The organism is Proteus vulgaris (assembly GCF_016239305.1).
GTDB lineage: Bacteria > Pseudomonadota > Gammaproteobacteria > Enterobacterales > Enterobacteriaceae > Proteus > Proteus vulgaris_C.
In genome coordinates this window covers 1-16968 of the sequence record NZ_JAEHOQ010000014.1, presented here as the reverse complement: position 1 = coordinate 16968, position 16968 = coordinate 1, and the positions used below count along the sequence as shown (strand labels likewise).

Here is a 16968-nt window from a genome sequence, read left to right as displayed (position 1 = left end):
TTAAGGTTATCGAAATACGTTAATGCTATTGCGTTAATAAGTTAAATATGATTTCTTCATTAATACAGACAAATAATTGAGCAGGGACTTATTGTGGCAGGGTTAGAACAATTTATTGGTAATACACCATTAGTAAAACTACAACGACTTACACAAGAGGTAGACGCTGAAATCTGGGTTAAGCTCGAAGGTAATAACCCCGCAGGTTCAGTGAAAGACAGAGCTGCATTATCTATGATTGAACAAGCAGAATTACGTGGTGAAATAAAGCCCGGTGATACGCTTATTGAGGCAACCAGTGGTAATACTGGGATTGCTTTAGCCATGATTGCAGCAGTAAAAGGTTATCGCTTAAAATTATTAATGCCGGAAAATATGAGCAAAGAGCGTCAAGCTTCTATGCAAGCCTATGGCGCAGAGCTTATTTTGGTAAGTCGCGAAATAGGAATGGAAGGTGCACGAGATCTTGCACAACAAATGGAACAGCAGGGAGAGGGAAAGGTATTAGATCAATTTAATAACCCAGATAACCCAAGAGCTCATTTTATGTCAACAGGCCCTGAAATTTGGCAACAGACGCAAGGTCGTATTACACATTTTGTGTCAAGTATGGGCACAACAGGCACCATTACTGGTGTAGGAAGTTATTTAAAAACACAATCTGATCAAGTGCAAATTGTTGGTCTTCAGCCAGAAGAAAAAAGCCAAATTCCAGGTATTCGTCGTTGGTCACCGGCTTACTTACCGGGAATTTTTAAAAAAGAGCTGGTGGATAGTGTGATTGATATGTCTCAAACCGAAGCAGAATCAACGATGCGCCTTTTAGCAAGTCAAGAGGGTATCTTCTGTGGTGTGAGTTCTGGAGGTGCTGTTGCTGGCGCTCTGCGCGTTGCAAAAGAAAATCCTGGAGCAGTGATTGTGGCTATTGTGTGTGATAGGGGGGATCGTTATTTATCGACGGGTGTTTTTGGCTAACTTTACTCATCATAATTCAAACTGTAGCGTTGTTGACGGCGTTTACTCGCACTAGTCACATACTTATGTATGCTCCTAGCGACTCATTCACTTGTCGCCTAGCTACACCTTGAATTATTTAGAGTATCTATTTCGTCATAATTCAAACTGTAGCGTTGTTACTATATTTAGGTTTTTGGGGTGTTGAATATAAAAAAAACCGCCACATATTGGTGGCGGTTTAAATAGAAAACATCACAGAAGATTATTTTTTAATCTGAATAATAACGGTTTCACCAACAGTAACTGGGCCTGTCATTTTGGTTAAACCTTGAATTTCATCCATATTAGAAATGACAACTGGTGTTAGAACTGATTTTGCTTTTTCTTCTAATACAGCCAAATCAAATTCTAAAATAGTATCACCAACTTTTACTTGCTGACCTTCTTCAGCGATACGTTTAAACCCTTCACCTTTCAGTTCAACAGTGTCGATACCGAAGTGGACAAATAACTCGATACCGTTGTCAGACTCAATAGAGAAAGCATGGTTAGTCTCGAAAATTTTACCGATAGTACCATCGACTGGCGCAACAATTTTATTACCAGCAGGTTTGATAGCAATACCGTCACCTACGATTTTTTCAGCGAAAACAACATCAGGAACATCTTCGATATTGACGATTTCACCTGAAAGTGGTGCAACAATATCAATCGTGCCACTGCCTTTCTTTTCCTCTGAAACCAGTGATTTTAATTTATCAAACAGACCCATGAATCTTCTCCTAATTATTGTAGTTGGGACCGGGCTCTGGCTAATGCGATTAGCACAGTGTCTTTTCTTTAGTAAAAGTTTCTACTAAGTCCATCAATTCTTTTGCAGTCGGCTGAGCAAGTGCTTGCTCTGCTAGTGCTCTTGCATCGTCGTAATTCGCATTGCGGATCACTTTTTTGATGCGAGGAATTGAAATAGCACTCATACTAAACTCATCTAATCCCATGCCTAGAAGGAGCAATGTTGCTCGTTCATCTCCAGCAAGTTCACCACACATTCCAGTCCATTTACCTTCAGCATGTGATGCATCAATCACCTGTTTTATCAGGTTGAGTACGGCAGGTGACATTGGATTATATAGATGAGATATCAGCTCATTTCCACGGTCTACAGCCAGAGTATATTGTGTTAGATCGTTAGTCCCAATACTGAAAAAGTCAACTTCTTTTGCCATATGGCGAGCCATCACTGCGGCTGCGGGTGTTTCTACCATCACACCGACTTCAATAGACTCATCAAAAGCTTTATTTTCTTCACGAAGTTGGCTTTTCAATATTTCAAGTTCTGCTTTCAATGCTCTGATCTCTTCAACAGAGATGATCATTGGAAACATAATGCGTAGTTTACCAAAAGCAGATGCTCTTAAGATAGCACGTAATTGTGAATGAAGGATCTCTTTACGGTCAAGACAAATACGAATTGCACGCCAGCCTAAGAATGGGTTTTCTTCTTTAGGTAGATTCATGTAAGGCAAGTCTTTATCACCGCCAATATCCATAGTACGAATAATGACCGCAGGACTTCCAACCGCTTCAGCTACCGCTTTATAGGCTTGGAATTGCTCATCTTCTGTTGGTAAAGAGTCTCTATCCATAAATAAAAATTCAGTACGATACAGACCAACACCTTCAGCACCGTTACGTTCAGCACCAGCAACATCTCGAACTGTACCAATATTAGCGCAAACTTCGACTTGGTGCCCATCAAGTGTAATAGCAGGTAAATCTTTGAGCTTGGCTAATTCTTCTTTTTCGTGCAGATACTCTTCTTTGATGGCTTTTAATGCTTCGAGTTCTTCGTCAGATGGATTAATAATGATTTTGTTATTAATTGCATCAAGAACAAGATAATCGTCTTTTTTAATGGTTTGTGTCGCATTAGATGTACCCACAATAGCAGGGATTTCTAATGAACGCGCCATAATAGAGGTATGGGATGTTCTACCGCCTAAGTCAGTAATAAAGCCTAATACGTTATCTAGGCTTAATTGAGCTGTTTCAGAAGGGGTGAGGTCAGTTGCCACTAAAATAACTTTTTCTGAGATAGCACTTAAATCAATAATTGGCATTTCTAAAATATTACGCATCAAGCGTTTACCAATATCACGAACGTCAGCAGCACGCTCTTTTAAGTATTCGTCATCTAATGCTTCTAATGCAGTGGCTTGATCTTCAATAACAGATTGAACAGCAGCTTCGGCAGTTTTTTTGTCGCTTTTGATAAGAGTAACAATTTCTTGTTCTAACTCTTCATCTTCTAACAACATGATGTGGCCTTCAAAGATTTCGGCTTTATCTGCACCGAGATTCTTTTCAGCACGCTCTTTAATGATTTCTAGTTGTTGTGCAGATTTATTACGGCCATCTTTAAAGCGCTCGATTTGATTCTCAACTTCATCACTTTGGATCTTACGTTGGCTAATGATGATAGGTTCTTCTTTGAGGAGAAGGGTTTGACCAAATGCGATACCGGGTGATGCTAAAATTCCTGAAATCATAATTTATCCTACGACTTGCTGGTGATAATCTTAAAAGAATAGGATTGCAAAATACTGTTGTTTTAAAATCATCATTAGAGGTTAACTCCCCTGAATGGTTTCAGGGGAATAAATACGGGCTAATGCTTAATCGCGAATTACTCTAATTCCGCCATTAATTTTACCAGTGCTTCAACGGCTTGTTTTTCGTCTTCGCCTTCAGCAGAGATAGTCACTACAGTACCTTGGGTTAAACCTAAGGTTTGTAATTTGAAAAGGCTCTTAGCACTAGCAGATTTACCACTAGAGATAAGGGTGATATCAGAAGAGAACGTTTTGGCTTCTTTTACAAATTGTGCCGCAGGACGAGTATGTAAGCCGTTTGGTGCTGTAATAGTAACTTCTTGCTGGTACATAGGATTTTTTTCCTTTTATAACTCAATTGTTCACATTAAGTCAGGACTTTAGTAAGTGTAGATGAAATTGTCCTGCTTTGCGTAGCAATATCAGATAATATTAAGTCGTAAAGCGTCATCTGATAAAAATAGTGTTCGGGAAAATAAAAGAGTGTGATTTTATCGTCTCGATTATTTTCTGATTAATTTCGACCTTCGAAATAATTAATTGATTAAATACTAAACTCGAAGGAATAAATCACCTGTCTGGATGACAAAGTTTGATCTCTACCACAAAAAAAGCACCATTAAGGTGCTTTTTTAATAAATATTTTACAATTGAGATGATGCGATTTAGCTATCAGAAATGTCAGCAAAAAGTGGTGTGCTTAAATAACGTTCACCTGAAGAAGGTAAAATTACCACAATTTCTTTGTTTGCAAATTCGGGGTCTTTTGACAATTTTACGGCTGCCGCAATCGCTGCTCCAGAAGAAATACCCGCTAAAATACCTTCTTTGGTCATTAATTCTCGTGCAGTATCAAAAGCTTCTTCGTTTGTGATCTGAATAACGCGATCCAGTAACGATAAATCTAGGTTTTCAGGAATAAAACCAGCACCAATACCTTGGATTTTATGAGGACCAGGTTTAATTTCTTCACCAGCTAAGGCTTGTGTAATAACAGGAGAACCTGTTGGCTCAACAGCAACCATTGTCACCGCTTTGCCTTTGGTTTTTTTCAAGTAACGGCCAATCCCCGTAATAGTACCACCAGTACCAACACCTGCAATCACAGCACCGACTTCACCATCAGTGTCGTTCCAAATTTCAGGGCCTGTGGTTTTTTCATGAATTTCAGGGTTAGCCGGGTTACTAAATTGCTGTAGCAGGAGATAACGACTAGGATCGCTATCACGAATTTCATTGGCTTTATCGATAGCGCCTTTCATGCCTTTTGCGCCATCCGTTAACACTAAGTTGGCACCTAGCGCTTTGAGTAATTTTCGGCGCTCAACGCTCATGGTGTCCGGCATGGTTAGGGTCAATTTGTACCCGCGTGCAGCTGCAACGTAGGCAAGTGCAATCCCTGTATTACCACTTGTTGGCTCTACAAGTTCAACACCTTCTTTTAGGATACCTTTCTTTTCAGCATCCCAAATCATGTTAGCACCGATACGGCATTTCACACTAAAGCTTGGGTTACGAGATTCCACTTTAGCCAGAATATTACCATTTCCGAAATGCTTTAAGCGAATTAAGGGAGTGTGTCCAATAGTTTGCGAGTTGTCTTCGAAAATCTTGCTCATTTTTATCCTCGGTACATGATTTTTTATAAGGTCAGATGAAATTACCATACGCCATCAAGACAAAGATGGAAATAAGCTTTATGAATAACCTTATAACTTTTTCTTCTTTTTATTCCAAAAGGTTCTAATCAAGAGTGAGTGAGAAGATTCACAAATTAATAAATCAAGAGATGTGCGGTATATTGATGACTGATAATCTATTTTTAACTATATCTATTGTAAATGCAGGGGTCATAATGGAAACGATCGAAGAGTTGATTACAGCACTTGAACTCGCTGTACCTGAATTAGATACGCAAGCGTTGCGTGAGAACTTACCTGAATCTGATGCACAAGAAGATGTACTTAATTGGCTATATGAATCACTCTCTGCTCAAGGATTAATGGATTATGTAGAATGGACAGAATATTTCGGTGATATTCCTGAGCTGAAATCGTTAGAACAAATCTCTTTTTCTGAATCACCCAGCGCACTGATTTTATCTCAAGTAGAAAATATTGATTGGGATGAGGTAAGTGTTGATCCTTATATGTTGCCTTATGAATTACCTTATCTGGAATATATTAACCACTTCTTGACAGAAAAAGGGTTACGATTAGTAGATCTCACACCGTTTGAAAATGCGTATATTTTCTGTATTCGAGATGATGAAGAGCTGATTGAAAAATTAGATGGTGCTTTAAATATCTTTGAGATGGGCATTAATGAACGCGAGCCGATGGATAGAGAAGAAACGAAAGATTATATTCGTTCACTCATTGAGTAATATACTCAATAGCTAAATCAGTGTCTTAAATATAATCTATAAAATAAAACCCCGTCTTTAATAAAACGGGGTTTTTCAACATTATCGATAAGTAACGAAATAATACTTACCACTGTCCTTCTTGTGTATGTTGTTTGCGATAACGATCGCACCACATTGCAGTTGCGCCACAAATAGCGACAGGCATGATGACTAAATTTAGAATAGGGATCATGGTAAAAATATTAATAATCATACCAAATTGAAGATTGTTCCATTTGTCCTGTTTGAGTGAGGACTTCATCGTCGCAAATGAAATTTTATGGTTATCAAACGGGAAGTCATTATATTGAATTGCCATCATCCAAGCACCAAAAGCAAACCATAAGATAGGGGCAACGGTTTGTCCGACAACAGGGATAAAATAAAGTAATAACAAGACAATAGCACGAGGTAAATAATAAACTATTTTCGTTAATTCACGTTTTAAAATACGTGGAACATCTTTTAATATACCCGCAATTCCTGTATCTGGTGGAGTAATGCCAGTTATTTGACCTTCTAATTTTTCAGCTAACAGGCCATTAAAAGGGGAGGCAATAATATTAGCTAAAGTGCTAAAGAAATAAGTGAACACCAATAAAATAAAAATAACGGATAATGGCCAAATTAAATAACTTAGCCATTGTAACCAATCAGGGACTTTTTCCATCATCCAATTGACCATATCGCCAATTTGACCATATAACCACCAAAAGGCGCTTCCGAGAATAATAATATTGGCAAGTAACGGCAAGATAACAAAACGTTTTAGCCCTTTGCGTGTAATTAAACGCCAACCAAGAGCAAAATAATGAAATCCATTTAAATTTTTATTCGTTTCTGTCAAATTTGTCATACTTCCTATTCTCTCCAATGAGGGCAAGCTAGTATCATATAGGGAGATAATCAGCCTTACTAGTCATGAATTGTCTAAAAAATGCACATAAGAGATTGAAGTGTGTATCTTTGTGATAAGAAAATTAAGTATTGGCTTGCACTTATGAGCATTGGCAAATACTCTTAGTAAAAAGTAATATTTGCCAACGTGGCTATTAAACCTCAAGACAACAGAGATAGAAATGATGCAGCAAAATTTGCGTCTGATATTAATCGTTGTTGGTGCGATTTTAATCATAGCTTTGTTATTACACGGCTTATGGATTGGTCGAAAAGAGCGTTCTAAGCTTTTCCGTAATCGCCCAGTAAAACGTCAGAAACAGAATTATCAGTCAGATGAGAACGATGACGAACCACATTATGCTGAGGCTAGTCATCAGACATCAACTTTATCCTCTACTGAAAAGCGGGAGAGTGAGCCACCGATAAAATCGGAGTCTCTACATGAACCTGAATTTTCGGTGGCAGATAGAGATCCATTAATGTCTGAAAACCAAGCAAAAGGGCATTCTAACGAGATATCATTACAACAAGAGCCAAGCCTTGGTGTGTTTGATGCTATTGAAAAAGAGTCTGCACCTGCTGTCAGGGATGAGCCAGGACAAGTTCCTGTGGTTAATGTAGCGGGTGAAATAAAATCACACGTTAATACAGTTAGCCCATCGGTGAGCTCAGAGCCTTCGATTTCAGAGACAACGGCTCATGTGACTTCTGTTGAAACTGAATCATCGCATCATGCTCCGGCTGAAGAGCCAAATGTGGGAGCTGCTCCACCTGTAGAAGAAGCAGAAAAAGAGCTGGTTATTGTCTTAAACGTAAGTGCACACCATGGTCAAATGTTGGATGGTGAACTATTGATGCAAAGTATTATTCAAGCTGGATTCCAGTTTGGAGAAATGAATATTTTCCATCGCCATCTAAATCCAACAGCTAATGGACCTGTTTTATTTAGTTTAGCGAACATGGTGAAGCCGGGAACCTTTGATATTGATACTATGGCTGAATTAACCACACCAGGTGTCTCTATGTTTATGATGGTGCCGTCTTATGGTGATGCTAACCAAAACTTTAAATTGATGTTGCTTGCAGCTCAACGTATTGCATCTGATGTGGGAGGCGTTGTACTTGATGATGAGCGCAAACTCTTAACACCACAAAAAATCGAGCTTTATAAATCTAGAATTCGCAGGACACTGGATTTAAATCAATAGTTTTTATCTGTAAAAAAGCCCCCGCTTGCGGGGGTTTTTCTTCTTTGGTGATAAATCATGAATAAGAATACTCAACAAAAAATTAATAAACTTCGCGTTACCTTACGTCACCATGAATATCTTTATCATGTCATGGATGCGCCTGAAATACCTGATGCTGAATACGACCGCTTAATGAATGAGCTAAAAGCATTAGAAGCCCAACACCCTGAATTAATTACCTCTGATTCACCCACACAACGTGTTGGTGCACTACCGCTCACTGCATTTGAGCAAGTGAGACACGAAATTCCAATGCTGTCTTTGGATAATGCTTTTGATGAAACCAGCTATCAGTCATTTGATAAGCGTTTGCGAGATCGTTTAAAAAATAGCGAAGAAATAACTTTTTGCTGTGAATTAAAACTTGATGGACTCGCAGTTAGCTTACTTTATGAAAATGGAGTGTTAGTACAAGCTGCAACGCGTGGGGATGGTACAACAGGAGAGAACATCACTGAAAACGTAAGAACCATTAAAGCTATTCCTCTACGTTTATATGGTGAAAATATTCCTGCACGTATCGAGATCCGTGGTGAAGTCTTTATGAATGAAAAAGGCTTTGAATATTTAAACGAAGAAGCACGTCGTACAGGGGGGAAAGTCTTTGCTAACCCTCGTAACGCAGCTGCGGGATCTTTACGACAACTTGATCCGCGCATCACAGCGAAACGCCCATTAACCTTTTTCTGTTATGGCGTTGGTGTGCTTGAAGGTGGAGAGTTACCTACAAGCCACTATGCCCGTTTACAACTATTTAAAGAATGGGGATTACCTGTCAGTGATGCGGTAAAACTGTGTACGGGCAGTAAAGCCGTTCTTGAGTTTTATCGTCATGTAGAAGAAATACGCCCTAACTTAGGCTTTGATATCGATGGTGTCGTTATTAAGGTGGATGATATTGCTCTGCAAGAAGAGCTGGGTTTTGTTTCAAGAGCGCCACGTTGGGCTATTGCTTATAAATTCCAAGCACAAGAGCAAATGACGATTATCAAGGATGTTGAATTTCAAGTAGGACGCACGGGTGCAATTACTCCTGTTGCCCGTTTAGAGCCTGTGCAAGTTGCTGGTGTTGTCGTGAGTAATGCCACATTACACAATGCCGATGAAATTGAACGCTTAGGGTTACGTATTGGCGATACCGTGGTTATTCGTCGTGCGGGTGATGTTATTCCTCAAGTTGTTAGTGTGATTGAAGAGAAACGTCCTATCGATGCACAAGAGATTATTTTTCCAACGCAATGCCCAATTTGCCAATCTGATATAGAACGTATTGAAGGCGAAGCCGTCGCACGTTGTACTGGGGGATTAATTTGTGGTGCGCAACGTAAAGAAGCGCTTAAGCATTTTGTTTCTCGCCGTGCGATGGATGTTGATGGTATGGGCGATAAAATTATCGACCAACTGGTTGAAAAAGAGTATGTCAAAACGCCAGCAGATCTTTTCCGTTTAGATGAAAAAATCCTGTCAGGTTTAGAGCGAATGGGTGAAAAATCAGCAAAAAAATTAATTGCTGCATTAGATAAATCTAAATCGACAACATTTGCGCGTTTTATTTATGCGCTCGGAATTAGAGAAGTTGGTGAAGCGACGGCAAGTGGATTAACTGCCCATTTCTCTACGCTTGAGGCATTGAGAAATGCAGATGTTGAAGCACTAAAATCAGTCCCTGATGTGGGAGATATTGTGGCTAAGCATGTTGTGAATTTCTTCCAAGAAGAACACAATAAAACGGTTATTGATCAGCTAATTAATGATGCAGGCATTACATGGCAAGCGCCAGTGATTGTTGCTCATGAAGCAGGAGATAATCCTTTTGCAGGTAAAACCGTGGTGTTAACTGGCTCACTATCACAATTAACACGTGATGAAGCAAAAGATAGATTAGTGGCTTTAGGGGCAAAAGTGAGTGGAAGTGTCTCTAAAAAAACCGATATGGTGATTGCAGGTGAAGCGGCAGGTTCTAAATTAGTTAAAGCTAACGAATTAGGGATAGCCGTTATTGATGAAGATGAGATGATAAGATTACTTGATCAATCTAAATAATCACTCTATTATTTAATAAATGCTACTGAGAAACGCTCTCAGTAGCATTTTTTACTTAAGTGAAATTTACATTTAATGTTTCTTTAGTAACTTCTAAAGTGTGATCAACCTATCTTATTTAATAAATAGTGTGTATGCGGTTTCATGATATTGTGACAATAGTCACATCCTAATGTTACGCGTTACATAAAATGCTCCTCAAGATTTATTTTTATTTTTGGAGCATGCATGTCTTCTATCATTCACTTCGTTTTAGCACTCGCCGTTATTGGCGCATTAGCATTCATTGCGAGTAATAATCGCAAAGGGATCCGTCTGCGTTATATCGTGCAGTTATTAGTTATCGAAATCGCATTAGCATGGTTCTTCCTCAACTCTGATGTTGGTGAAGGCTTTGTTCGTGGTTTTGCTGGATTATTTGATCACTTATTAGGTTACGCTGCTCAAGGTACTGAATTCGTATTCGGTGGCATGATGAAAGGTGGTTTAGCATTCTTCTTCCTGAATGTATTATGTCCAATTATCTTTATTTCTGCATTAATTGGTATTCTTCAACATATCAAAGTATTACCTTTCGTGATCCGCATTATCGGTACAGTGCTTTCTAAAGTGAACGGTATGGGGAAACTAGAATCATTCAACGCAGTTAGCTCATTAGTTCTTGGTCAATCAGAGAACTTTATTGCCTATAAAGATGTTTTAGGCAAAATGTCTCAGCGTCGTATGTACACCATGGCTGCAACAGCAATGTCGACAGTATCAATGTCAATTGTTGGTGCATACATGACAATGTTAGATCCAAAATATGTTGTTGCTGCTCTAGTACTGAATATGTTCAGTACCTTTATCGTCCTTTCTGTGATTAACCCATACTCTGTTGAGAATGAAGAAGATATTCAAATGGGTAATCTGCATGAAGGTCAAAGCTTCTTTGAAATGTTAGGTGAATACATTTTAGCAGGTTTCAAAGTTGCATTAATCGTAGCTGCAATGCTGATTGGTTTCATTGCCTTAATTGCTGCAGTGAATGCAATTTTTAGCATGATTTTTGGTATTAGCTTCCAAGATTGCTTAGGTTACGTTTTTTATCCATTGGCATGGGTAATTGGTGTACCAGAACAAGATGCATTACGTGTTGGTAGTGTGATGGCAACAAAATTAGTGTCTAACGAATTCGTTGCAATGGGCAGCTTACAAGATATCGCAGCCGATATTTCACCACGCTCAGTGGGTATTTTATCAGTATTCTTAGTTTCATTTGCTAACTTCTCTTCAATCGGGATTGTAGCCGGTGCAATTAAAGGTCTAAACGAAATGCAAGGTAACGTTGTTTCTCGTTTCGGTTTGAAATTACTGTTCGGTTCTACATTAGTTAGCTTCTTATCAGCAGCTATCGCAGGTTTGTTTGTTTAATCGCTCAAGATAAAACAGATAGCATGTGAATAAAATAACAATGTAAACCACGTTACTTGTTAATCAGGTAATAAAAATCAAGCAGTACCTTTGGGTACTGCTTTTTTTATCTTTAAATTACCCTATAATTGATTCTATTTCTTCGATAATAACGGTATAGAACATGCTAGAAAAACAGCATCTTATTGATATAGCAAACACACAAATGCCATTTGGTAAGTACAAAGGGCGAATGTTGGTTGATTTACCTGAAGAGTATTTATTATGGTTTGCTAAGAAAGGAGAGTTCCCTGAGGGAAAACTAGGGCAACTCATGGAAATGACCCTTGCAATTAAAATTGAAGGCTTAGAAGGACTATTAAAGCCCTTAAAGCGGTGATGTTAATTATTATCTAGACCTGATTTCTCAGGTGCTAATGCATTAATAATTTTCTGACTTAATTCAATAAATAATGTTTGTTCTCCCAATGTCAAACATTCACTTATTTTTTCAGCATTTTGTTTTCGACCTAATGCAGCTCTTGCTAAAAAAGCGTGGCCATCGTCAGTTAAATGAGTAATAAACTCACGTTTATCTTTTTCTGAACGATACTGTCCAATAAATCCTAAGGCTTTTAATCCGCGCATAAACTTCGATAAATTTTGTCTTGAAATCGCTAACGAATTACTTAATTGGGATGGAGTTAAATCACCTCGTAAGCGCAATAATTCTAAAATATCATATTGGCTCCAAGTGACTTGCTCTGGGGTGTAACGAGTTCGCTGCGCGACTAATGTACATTGTAATAATGACAATGCATTTTCTAATTCACATTTTTCCATAAATACGATATCTCATGAATAATATTAACTAAAGTTAATATTATCAGGTCATTCCGTGTGAAGAAACTTTATATTGATTAACTAAAGTTAATCAAATATGATGGTGTATAGTTAACTTTGGTTAATTACTTTCGATTGTACGACAAAACGAGATGTCATTGATAAGAGGTGAAATAGAAATGAAGGACTATTTTAAAGATAAAGTGATTTTAGTCACTGGTGCAAGTACTGGTGTGGGTGAAGGTATTGCGCAATTGCTATTTCAACATGGTGCAACGGTTTTCATTACAGGTAGGCATTTAGATAAAGTAACAAAAACAGCGCACTCCATTGATTCAACGGGTAAAAAAGTCATTGCTTTACAGGCTGATATGACCTCACCTTCTCAAGTCGAAAAAATGATTGAGGCTGTTATGTCGCAAGCTGGGGCATTACATGGCTTAGTTAATAATGCTGGGATCACGGGGCCTCATAATACATCTATTGTGGATTATGAGATTGAAGATTGGAAAGCTGTGATTGATACAGACATTAATGGCGTATTTTATGGTTTAAAATATGGCATACCTGCAATATTAAAAAGTGGAGGAGGGAGTATTGTCAATCTATCGTCTTCCAATGGTATTATTGGGATAGCGGGAATTTCAGCTTATACTGCAGCAAAGCATGCTGTGTTGGGTATTACGCGTTCTGTGGCTCTTGAATTTGCAGATAAAGGCGTGAGGATCAATGCAATAGGCCCTGGTTATGTCGATACGCCTAAAATGCAAATGCTACCAAATGAAGTGCGTGAATGGATGGCAAATACACATCCAATGAAACGTATGGCAACTAGAGAAGAAGTTGCTAAAACCGTTGCTTTTTTACTTTCAGATGAGAGTAGTTTTTCTACAGGGGCATTTTACGCTATTGATGGTGGCTATACAGCTCAATAACTAATAGGAAAGTAGAAATAAAAAATCCCGAAGATTTCTCTTCAGGATCTTGAAATTCTGGTGGAGCTAAACGGGATCGAACCGTTGACCTCTTGCATGCCATGCAAGCGCTCTCCCAACTGAGCTATAACCCCACATATTGTATTGTTCTAAAAGTATATTGGTGGAGCTAAACGGGATCGAACCGTTGACCTCTTGCATGCCATGCAAGCGCTCTCCCAACTGAGCTATAGCCCCAACATACTGGAACGGGCTTGATAATAGGCAACAAGCACAATACTGTCAATCAGTTAATCTCACATTATTTGTTGATTGCTGAAAAAGAATACAAAAAAAAGATACATTCCGTAATTTAGGAATGTATCTCTCTTAGCCAGCAAGTTTAATGTGCAAATTAAGCTTGGTTTTCTCTTTCTGTAATAAAGTCTAATGCTTTATTAATACGTGCAATACTGCGTGTTTTACCAATAGCATGAACAGTAACATCTAAGCCAGGGGATTGGCCTGCACCTGTTACAGCAACACGTAATGGCATACCGACTTTACCCATACCGATTTCTAATTCATCAGCGGTATCTTGAATAGCTTGGTGAACATTTTCAGCAGTCCAATCAGTAATTGCAGACAATTTATCACGAACTACTTCTAATGGTTGGCGAGCGACTGGGCGTAAATGTTTTTTCGCTGCTGTTTCTTCAAAGGTTTCGAAATCAACATAGAAGTAATGGCAACTTTCAGCCATCTCTTTTAATGTTTTACAGCGTTCGCCTAATAATTTGATCAGTTCAACTAATGATGGGCCATTACTGGTATCAATATTTTGTTGTTTGATATGCCAATCTAAATGAACAGCGACTTTTTCTGCTGGCAGTGTATTGATGTAATGATGATTTAACCAAAGTAATTTATCAGTGTTAAATGCACTGGCTGATTTACTAATAGCTTCTAAAGTGAAGTGTTCGATCATTTCATCAATAGTAAAGATCTCTTGGTCACCATGAGACCATCCTAAACGTACTAAATAGTTTAATAGTGCTTCTGGTAAATAACCGTCATCACGGTATTGCATCACACTTACAGCATTATAACGTTTAGACAGTTTTTTACCGTCGTCACCTAAAATCATTGATACGTGAGCATATTCAGGTACAGGTGCGCCTAATGCTTTAAGAATATTGATTTGGCGAGGTGTGTTATTGATATGATCTTCACCGCGAATAACGTGCGTAATTTCCATATCCCAGTCATCGATAACAACACAGAAGTTATAAGTTGGAGAACCATCAGTACGACGAATAATGAGATCATCCAATTCTTGGTTACTAAATTCAATCGGGCCACGGATTTTATCATCAAAAATCACAGAGCCTTCTTGTGGGTTTAAGAAACGCACAACATGAGGTTCATCAGCACTGTGATTATGGTTACCACCACGGCAACAACCATCGTAACGAGGTTTTTCGCCTTTCGCCATTTGATCTTCGCGTAATTGTTCTAAACGTTCTTTAGAACAATAGCAACGGTACGCGGTGCCCGCAGATAACATTTGATCGATAACTTGGTTATAGCGATCGAAGCGTTTAGTCTGATAATAAGGACCTTCATCCCAATTCAGATTTAACCAATTCATACCGTCCATGATTGCATCGATGGCTGGCTGAGTAGAACGTTCTAAGTCGGTGTCTTCAATACGCAGTACAAACTCGCCCTTATTGTGACGGCTATATAACCAGGAATAAAGTGCGGTACGCGCACCACCAACATGTAGATAGCCAGTAGGACTTGGTGCAAAACGGGTTTTTATTTTACTCATTGGGATTGCCTTAGTACGTCTTACTTATGTATAGATAAGTAATCGTGATTATCAAAAAAACGAAATGGTTGCCTTATTTTATCACTGGATGCTAATTCCTCAATGGCATTAAGCTTTTAACAGAGATAAAAATTTCAAATTGATGATTTTTTGTTTGACGAAGACTACCTATAAGATTATTTTGGTTAATTGCTGCGTCACTTATGGTGCTAAAAAAAGCATCTTGACTAAAAATAAAACGAACAGTCATTTTCACGATAAAAATCTGATAAAAATCGTTGACTCATAGCGCAGTATCCCTATAATGCACCCCATCACGACGGGCGGTTAGCTCAGTTGGTAGAGCATCTCCCTTACAAGGAGGAGGTCGTTGGTTCGAGCCCAATACCGCCCACCATTATTTTCGTTGTGATAAGTTGTATGATTTGATGTAATTGGGCGGTTAGCTCAGTTGGTAGAGCATCTCCCTTACAAGGAGGAGGTCGTTGGTTCGAGCCCAATACCGCCCACCAATTACATTAAAGCGTGGTAGTGAGAATTTAGTCATCATGAAGTGGGCGGTTAGCTCAGTTGGTAGAGCATCTCCCTTACAAGGAGGAGGTCGTTGGTTCGAGCCCAATACCGCCCACCACTTCATTCGGTTATTTCGCGCAATATCACATAATTAGGTATGGGTCGTTAGCTCAGTCGGTAGAGCAGTTGACTTTTAATCAATTGGTCGGGCGTTCGAATCGCCCACGACCCACCATTCCTAAGAATACAACATAAAGTAGTGAACATTGTGACGGGTCGTTAGCTCAGTCGGTAGAGCAGTTGACTTTTAATCAATTGGTCGGGCGTTCGAATCGCCCACGACCCACCATTCACAAAGCTACTTACAGATTTACGCAAAATTATTAAATGGGTCGTTAGCTCAGTCGGTAGAGCAGTTGACTTTTAATCAATTGGTCGGGCGTTCGAATCGCCCACGACCCACCATTTAATAATCAAGCGGGCGGTTAGCTCAGTTGGTAGAGCATCTCCCTTACAAGGAGGAGGTCGTTGGTTCGAGCCCAATACCGCCCACCACTTCTTCTTATCCTCAGTCATTACTTCCTTATTTACTTCCCTAATTTTCTTTAAATAATCATAGTTACTGTTAGTAATTTAACGTTTCATTTATGTATTGCTACAACCTAACTAATTGATTTTTTTTTAATTTAACTTTTTAGTGGTTATTACATCGTTTTACCTATTACAATTACTTCAAGCGTATACGCTTTCTAAGTTATCCTAATGGTTTTACTTTATTTCCATGTCCCCATAGCTTGTTTTCTTTAGTTCTTTTCTTCTATGCGCTTTCCTTCTATACGGTTGTTTTAGTCTATTCAGACATTAAGCCTTCTATATTCAAAAAGATTAAAAAGCAATTTTCCATTGCGTTTTTTACATTCTGTTATGTTTTATCAGGAAAATAGAGCTGCTCCGAAAGAGGAAATAAGGGCTTTTACGTCTCAATTGGCATCCTATATTTAAACTAAAGGTGAGCAATTCTTTGAATGCTTTCTATGTATTAGCCCTAAAATTCAAAAAAAGAAGCAGGTATCAAAAGAAAGATCTACTCTTTTTTTGATGGTTTAGAGGTTTTTTCGGTTTATTTACAAAATTAAATAACTTTAAAAACAGCATATTGAGTGACTCTAATGTGTTTCATGAGCTAAATCTTCCATAAAATGAGTGGGTTAAAACATTTTTTATGGCTATAAAAAATGTTCATTCATTTATTTTTGATGAGAAAATTGAAGGAATAAAGATAAAAAAATACATTTTTTAGTTA

The 16968-nt window shown here is 38.5% G+C and carries 14 protein-coding genes and 9 tRNA genes; 14 read left to right on the top strand and 9 right to left on the bottom strand.

Annotation, left to right across the window (positions count from 1 at the left end):
- The first annotated feature begins 93 nt into the window (after nucleotides 1–93).
- Nucleotides 94–975, top strand: coding sequence for a cysteine synthase CysM (gene cysM, locus JEP40_RS11385; protein ID WP_198623643.1), 882 nt, complete (start codon nucleotides 94–96; stop codon nucleotides 973–975).
- A 244-nt stretch (nucleotides 976–1219) separates the two neighbouring features.
- Here the strand turns inward: cysM and crr are convergent, their stop codons facing one another.
- The 4 genes from crr to cysK form a co-directional block, all read right to left on the bottom strand.
- The gene (gene crr / locus JEP40_RS11380; RefSeq protein WP_036935451.1) at nucleotides 1220–1729 is read right to left on the bottom strand and encodes a PTS glucose transporter subunit IIA; all 510 of its coding nucleotides are present in this window, start codon (nucleotides 1727–1729) and stop codon (nucleotides 1220–1222) included.
- Nucleotides 1730–1778: 49 nt separating this feature from the next.
- Nucleotides 1779–3506 carry a phosphoenolpyruvate-protein phosphotransferase PtsI gene (gene ptsI / locus JEP40_RS11375; RefSeq protein WP_198623642.1) on the bottom strand — a complete coding sequence of 576 codons (1728 nt, stop codon included), beginning with the start codon at nucleotides 3504–3506 and terminating at the stop codon, nucleotides 1779–1781.
- A 137-nt stretch (nucleotides 3507–3643) separates the two neighbouring features.
- Nucleotides 3644–3901 (bottom strand): phosphocarrier protein Hpr, encoded by a 258-nt coding sequence (gene ptsH / locus JEP40_RS11370; RefSeq protein WP_006533407.1) that lies wholly within the window; start codon nucleotides 3899–3901, stop codon nucleotides 3644–3646.
- 333 nt (nucleotides 3902–4234) lie between these two features.
- Nucleotides 4235–5188, bottom strand: coding sequence for a cysteine synthase A (cysK, locus tag JEP40_RS11365; RefSeq protein WP_198623641.1), 954 nt, complete (start codon nucleotides 5186–5188; stop codon nucleotides 4235–4237).
- A 236-nt stretch (nucleotides 5189–5424) separates the two neighbouring features.
- On the opposite strand from cysK, the gene JEP40_RS11360 reads away from it, so the two are divergent.
- On the top strand, nucleotides 5425–5955 hold the full coding sequence (locus tag JEP40_RS11360; protein WP_232799258.1) for a hypothetical protein: 531 nt from the start codon (nucleotides 5425–5427) through the stop codon (nucleotides 5953–5955).
- A gap of 106 nt (nucleotides 5956–6061) precedes the next feature.
- Here the strand turns inward: JEP40_RS11360 and cysZ are convergent, their stop codons facing one another.
- Complete coding sequence (cysZ, locus tag JEP40_RS11355; protein WP_198623639.1) at nucleotides 6062–6832, bottom strand: sulfate transporter CysZ; 771 nt, start codon at nucleotides 6830–6832, stop codon at nucleotides 6062–6064.
- A 223-nt stretch (nucleotides 6833–7055) separates the two neighbouring features.
- Between cysZ and zipA the strand changes: the two genes are divergently transcribed.
- The 4 genes from zipA to JEP40_RS11335 all read left to right on the top strand — a co-directional run bounded on the left by zipA (nucleotide 7056) and on the right by JEP40_RS11335 (nucleotide 11961).
- Nucleotides 7056–8084: a cell division protein ZipA gene (zipA, locus tag JEP40_RS11350; RefSeq protein WP_198623638.1), complete on the top strand. Its 1029-nt coding sequence runs from the start codon at nucleotides 7056–7058 to the stop codon at nucleotides 8082–8084.
- Nucleotides 8085–8141: 57 nt separating this feature from the next.
- Complete coding sequence (ligA, locus tag JEP40_RS11345; RefSeq protein ID WP_198623637.1) at nucleotides 8142–10169, top strand: NAD-dependent DNA ligase LigA; 2028 nt, start codon at nucleotides 8142–8144, stop codon at nucleotides 10167–10169.
- A 228-nt stretch (nucleotides 10170–10397) separates the two neighbouring features.
- Nucleotides 10398–11582 (top strand): NupC/NupG family nucleoside CNT transporter, encoded by a 1185-nt coding sequence (locus JEP40_RS11340; RefSeq protein ID WP_036935465.1) that lies wholly within the window; start codon nucleotides 10398–10400, stop codon nucleotides 11580–11582.
- 163 nt (nucleotides 11583–11745) lie between these two features.
- Nucleotides 11746–11961: a DUF3820 family protein gene (locus JEP40_RS11335; protein ID WP_023581656.1), complete on the top strand. Its 216-nt coding sequence runs from the start codon at nucleotides 11746–11748 to the stop codon at nucleotides 11959–11961.
- Between the two features lie 2 nt (nucleotides 11962–11963).
- On the opposite strand, the gene JEP40_RS11330 is transcribed toward JEP40_RS11335, so the two are convergent.
- A complete protein-coding gene (locus tag JEP40_RS11330) occupies nucleotides 11964–12404 on the bottom strand; it encodes a MarR family winged helix-turn-helix transcriptional regulator (protein WP_198623636.1) in 441 nt (146 codons plus the stop codon).
- 179 nt (nucleotides 12405–12583) lie between these two features.
- Between JEP40_RS11330 and JEP40_RS11325 the strand changes: the two genes are divergently transcribed.
- Complete coding sequence (locus JEP40_RS11325; protein WP_198623635.1) at nucleotides 12584–13339, top strand: SDR family NAD(P)-dependent oxidoreductase; 756 nt, start codon at nucleotides 12584–12586, stop codon at nucleotides 13337–13339.
- A 58-nt stretch (nucleotides 13340–13397) separates the two neighbouring features.
- Here the strand turns inward: JEP40_RS11325 and JEP40_RS11320 are convergent.
- The 3 genes from JEP40_RS11320 to gltX all read right to left on the bottom strand — a co-directional run bounded on the left by JEP40_RS11320 (nucleotide 13398) and on the right by gltX (nucleotide 15152).
- Nucleotides 13398–13473, bottom strand: a tRNA-Ala gene (locus JEP40_RS11320).
- A gap of 27 nt (nucleotides 13474–13500) precedes the next feature.
- Nucleotides 13501–13576: transfer RNA gene (locus tag JEP40_RS11315), tRNA-Ala, on the bottom strand.
- Nucleotides 13577–13733: 157 nt separating this feature from the next.
- Entirely contained in the window at nucleotides 13734–15152 is a 1419-nt protein-coding gene (gene gltX / locus JEP40_RS11310) for a glutamate--tRNA ligase (RefSeq protein WP_109407295.1), read from the bottom strand.
- 321 nt (nucleotides 15153–15473) lie between these two features.
- Here gltX and JEP40_RS11305 point away from each other — a divergent pair.
- From JEP40_RS11305 to JEP40_RS11275, 7 genes are all read left to right on the top strand, one after another.
- A tRNA-Val gene (locus tag JEP40_RS11305) sits at nucleotides 15474–15549 on the top strand.
- Nucleotides 15550–15588: 39 nt separating this feature from the next.
- A tRNA-Val gene (locus tag JEP40_RS11300) sits at nucleotides 15589–15664 on the top strand.
- A gap of 43 nt (nucleotides 15665–15707) precedes the next feature.
- Nucleotides 15708–15783, top strand: a tRNA-Val gene (locus JEP40_RS11295).
- Between the two features lie 41 nt (nucleotides 15784–15824).
- A tRNA-Lys gene (locus JEP40_RS11290) sits at nucleotides 15825–15900 on the top strand.
- 38 nt (nucleotides 15901–15938) lie between these two features.
- Nucleotides 15939–16014, top strand: a tRNA-Lys gene (locus JEP40_RS11285).
- Nucleotides 16015–16054: 40 nt separating this feature from the next.
- Nucleotides 16055–16130 (top strand) — tRNA-Lys (locus JEP40_RS11280).
- Between the two features lie 14 nt (nucleotides 16131–16144).
- A tRNA-Val gene (locus JEP40_RS11275) sits at nucleotides 16145–16220 on the top strand.
- The last annotated feature ends 748 nt before the right edge of the window (nucleotides 16221–16968 follow it).

Bases quoted from the DNA above. Each gene is read 5' to 3' on its own strand.
- cysZ (WP_198623639.1), bottom strand. From the start codon at position 6,832: ATGACAAATTTGACAGAAACGAATAAAAATTTAAATGGATTTCATTAT.
- JEP40_RS11335 (WP_023581656.1), top strand. From the start codon at position 11,746: ATGCTAGAAAAACAGCATCTTATTGATATAGCAAACACACAAATGCCA.
- zipA (WP_198623638.1), top strand. From the start codon at position 7,056: ATGATGCAGCAAAATTTGCGTCTGATATTAATCGTTGTTGGTGCGATT.
- gltX (WP_109407295.1), bottom strand. From the start codon at position 15,152: ATGAGTAAAATAAAAACCCGTTTTGCACCAAGTCCTACTGGCTATCTA.
- JEP40_RS11360 (WP_232799258.1), top strand. From the start codon at position 5,425: ATGGAAACGATCGAAGAGTTGATTACAGCACTTGAACTCGCTGTACCT.
- JEP40_RS11340 (WP_036935465.1), top strand. From the start codon at position 10,398: ATGTCTTCTATCATTCACTTCGTTTTAGCACTCGCCGTTATTGGCGCA.
- ptsH (WP_006533407.1), bottom strand. From the start codon at position 3,901: ATGTACCAGCAAGAAGTTACTATTACAGCACCAAACGGCTTACATACT.
- crr (WP_036935451.1), bottom strand. From the start codon at position 1,729: ATGGGTCTGTTTGATAAATTAAAATCACTGGTTTCAGAGGAAAAGAAA.
- cysK (WP_198623641.1), bottom strand. From the start codon at position 5,188: ATGAGCAAGATTTTCGAAGACAACTCGCAAACTATTGGACACACTCCC.
- ligA (WP_198623637.1), top strand. From the start codon at position 8,142: ATGAATAAGAATACTCAACAAAAAATTAATAAACTTCGCGTTACCTTA.
- JEP40_RS11330 (WP_198623636.1), bottom strand. From the start codon at position 12,404: ATGGAAAAATGTGAATTAGAAAATGCATTGTCATTATTACAATGTACA.
- ptsI (WP_198623642.1), bottom strand. From the start codon at position 3,506: ATGATTTCAGGAATTTTAGCATCACCCGGTATCGCATTTGGTCAAACC.
- JEP40_RS11325 (WP_198623635.1), top strand. From the start codon at position 12,584: ATGAAGGACTATTTTAAAGATAAAGTGATTTTAGTCACTGGTGCAAGT.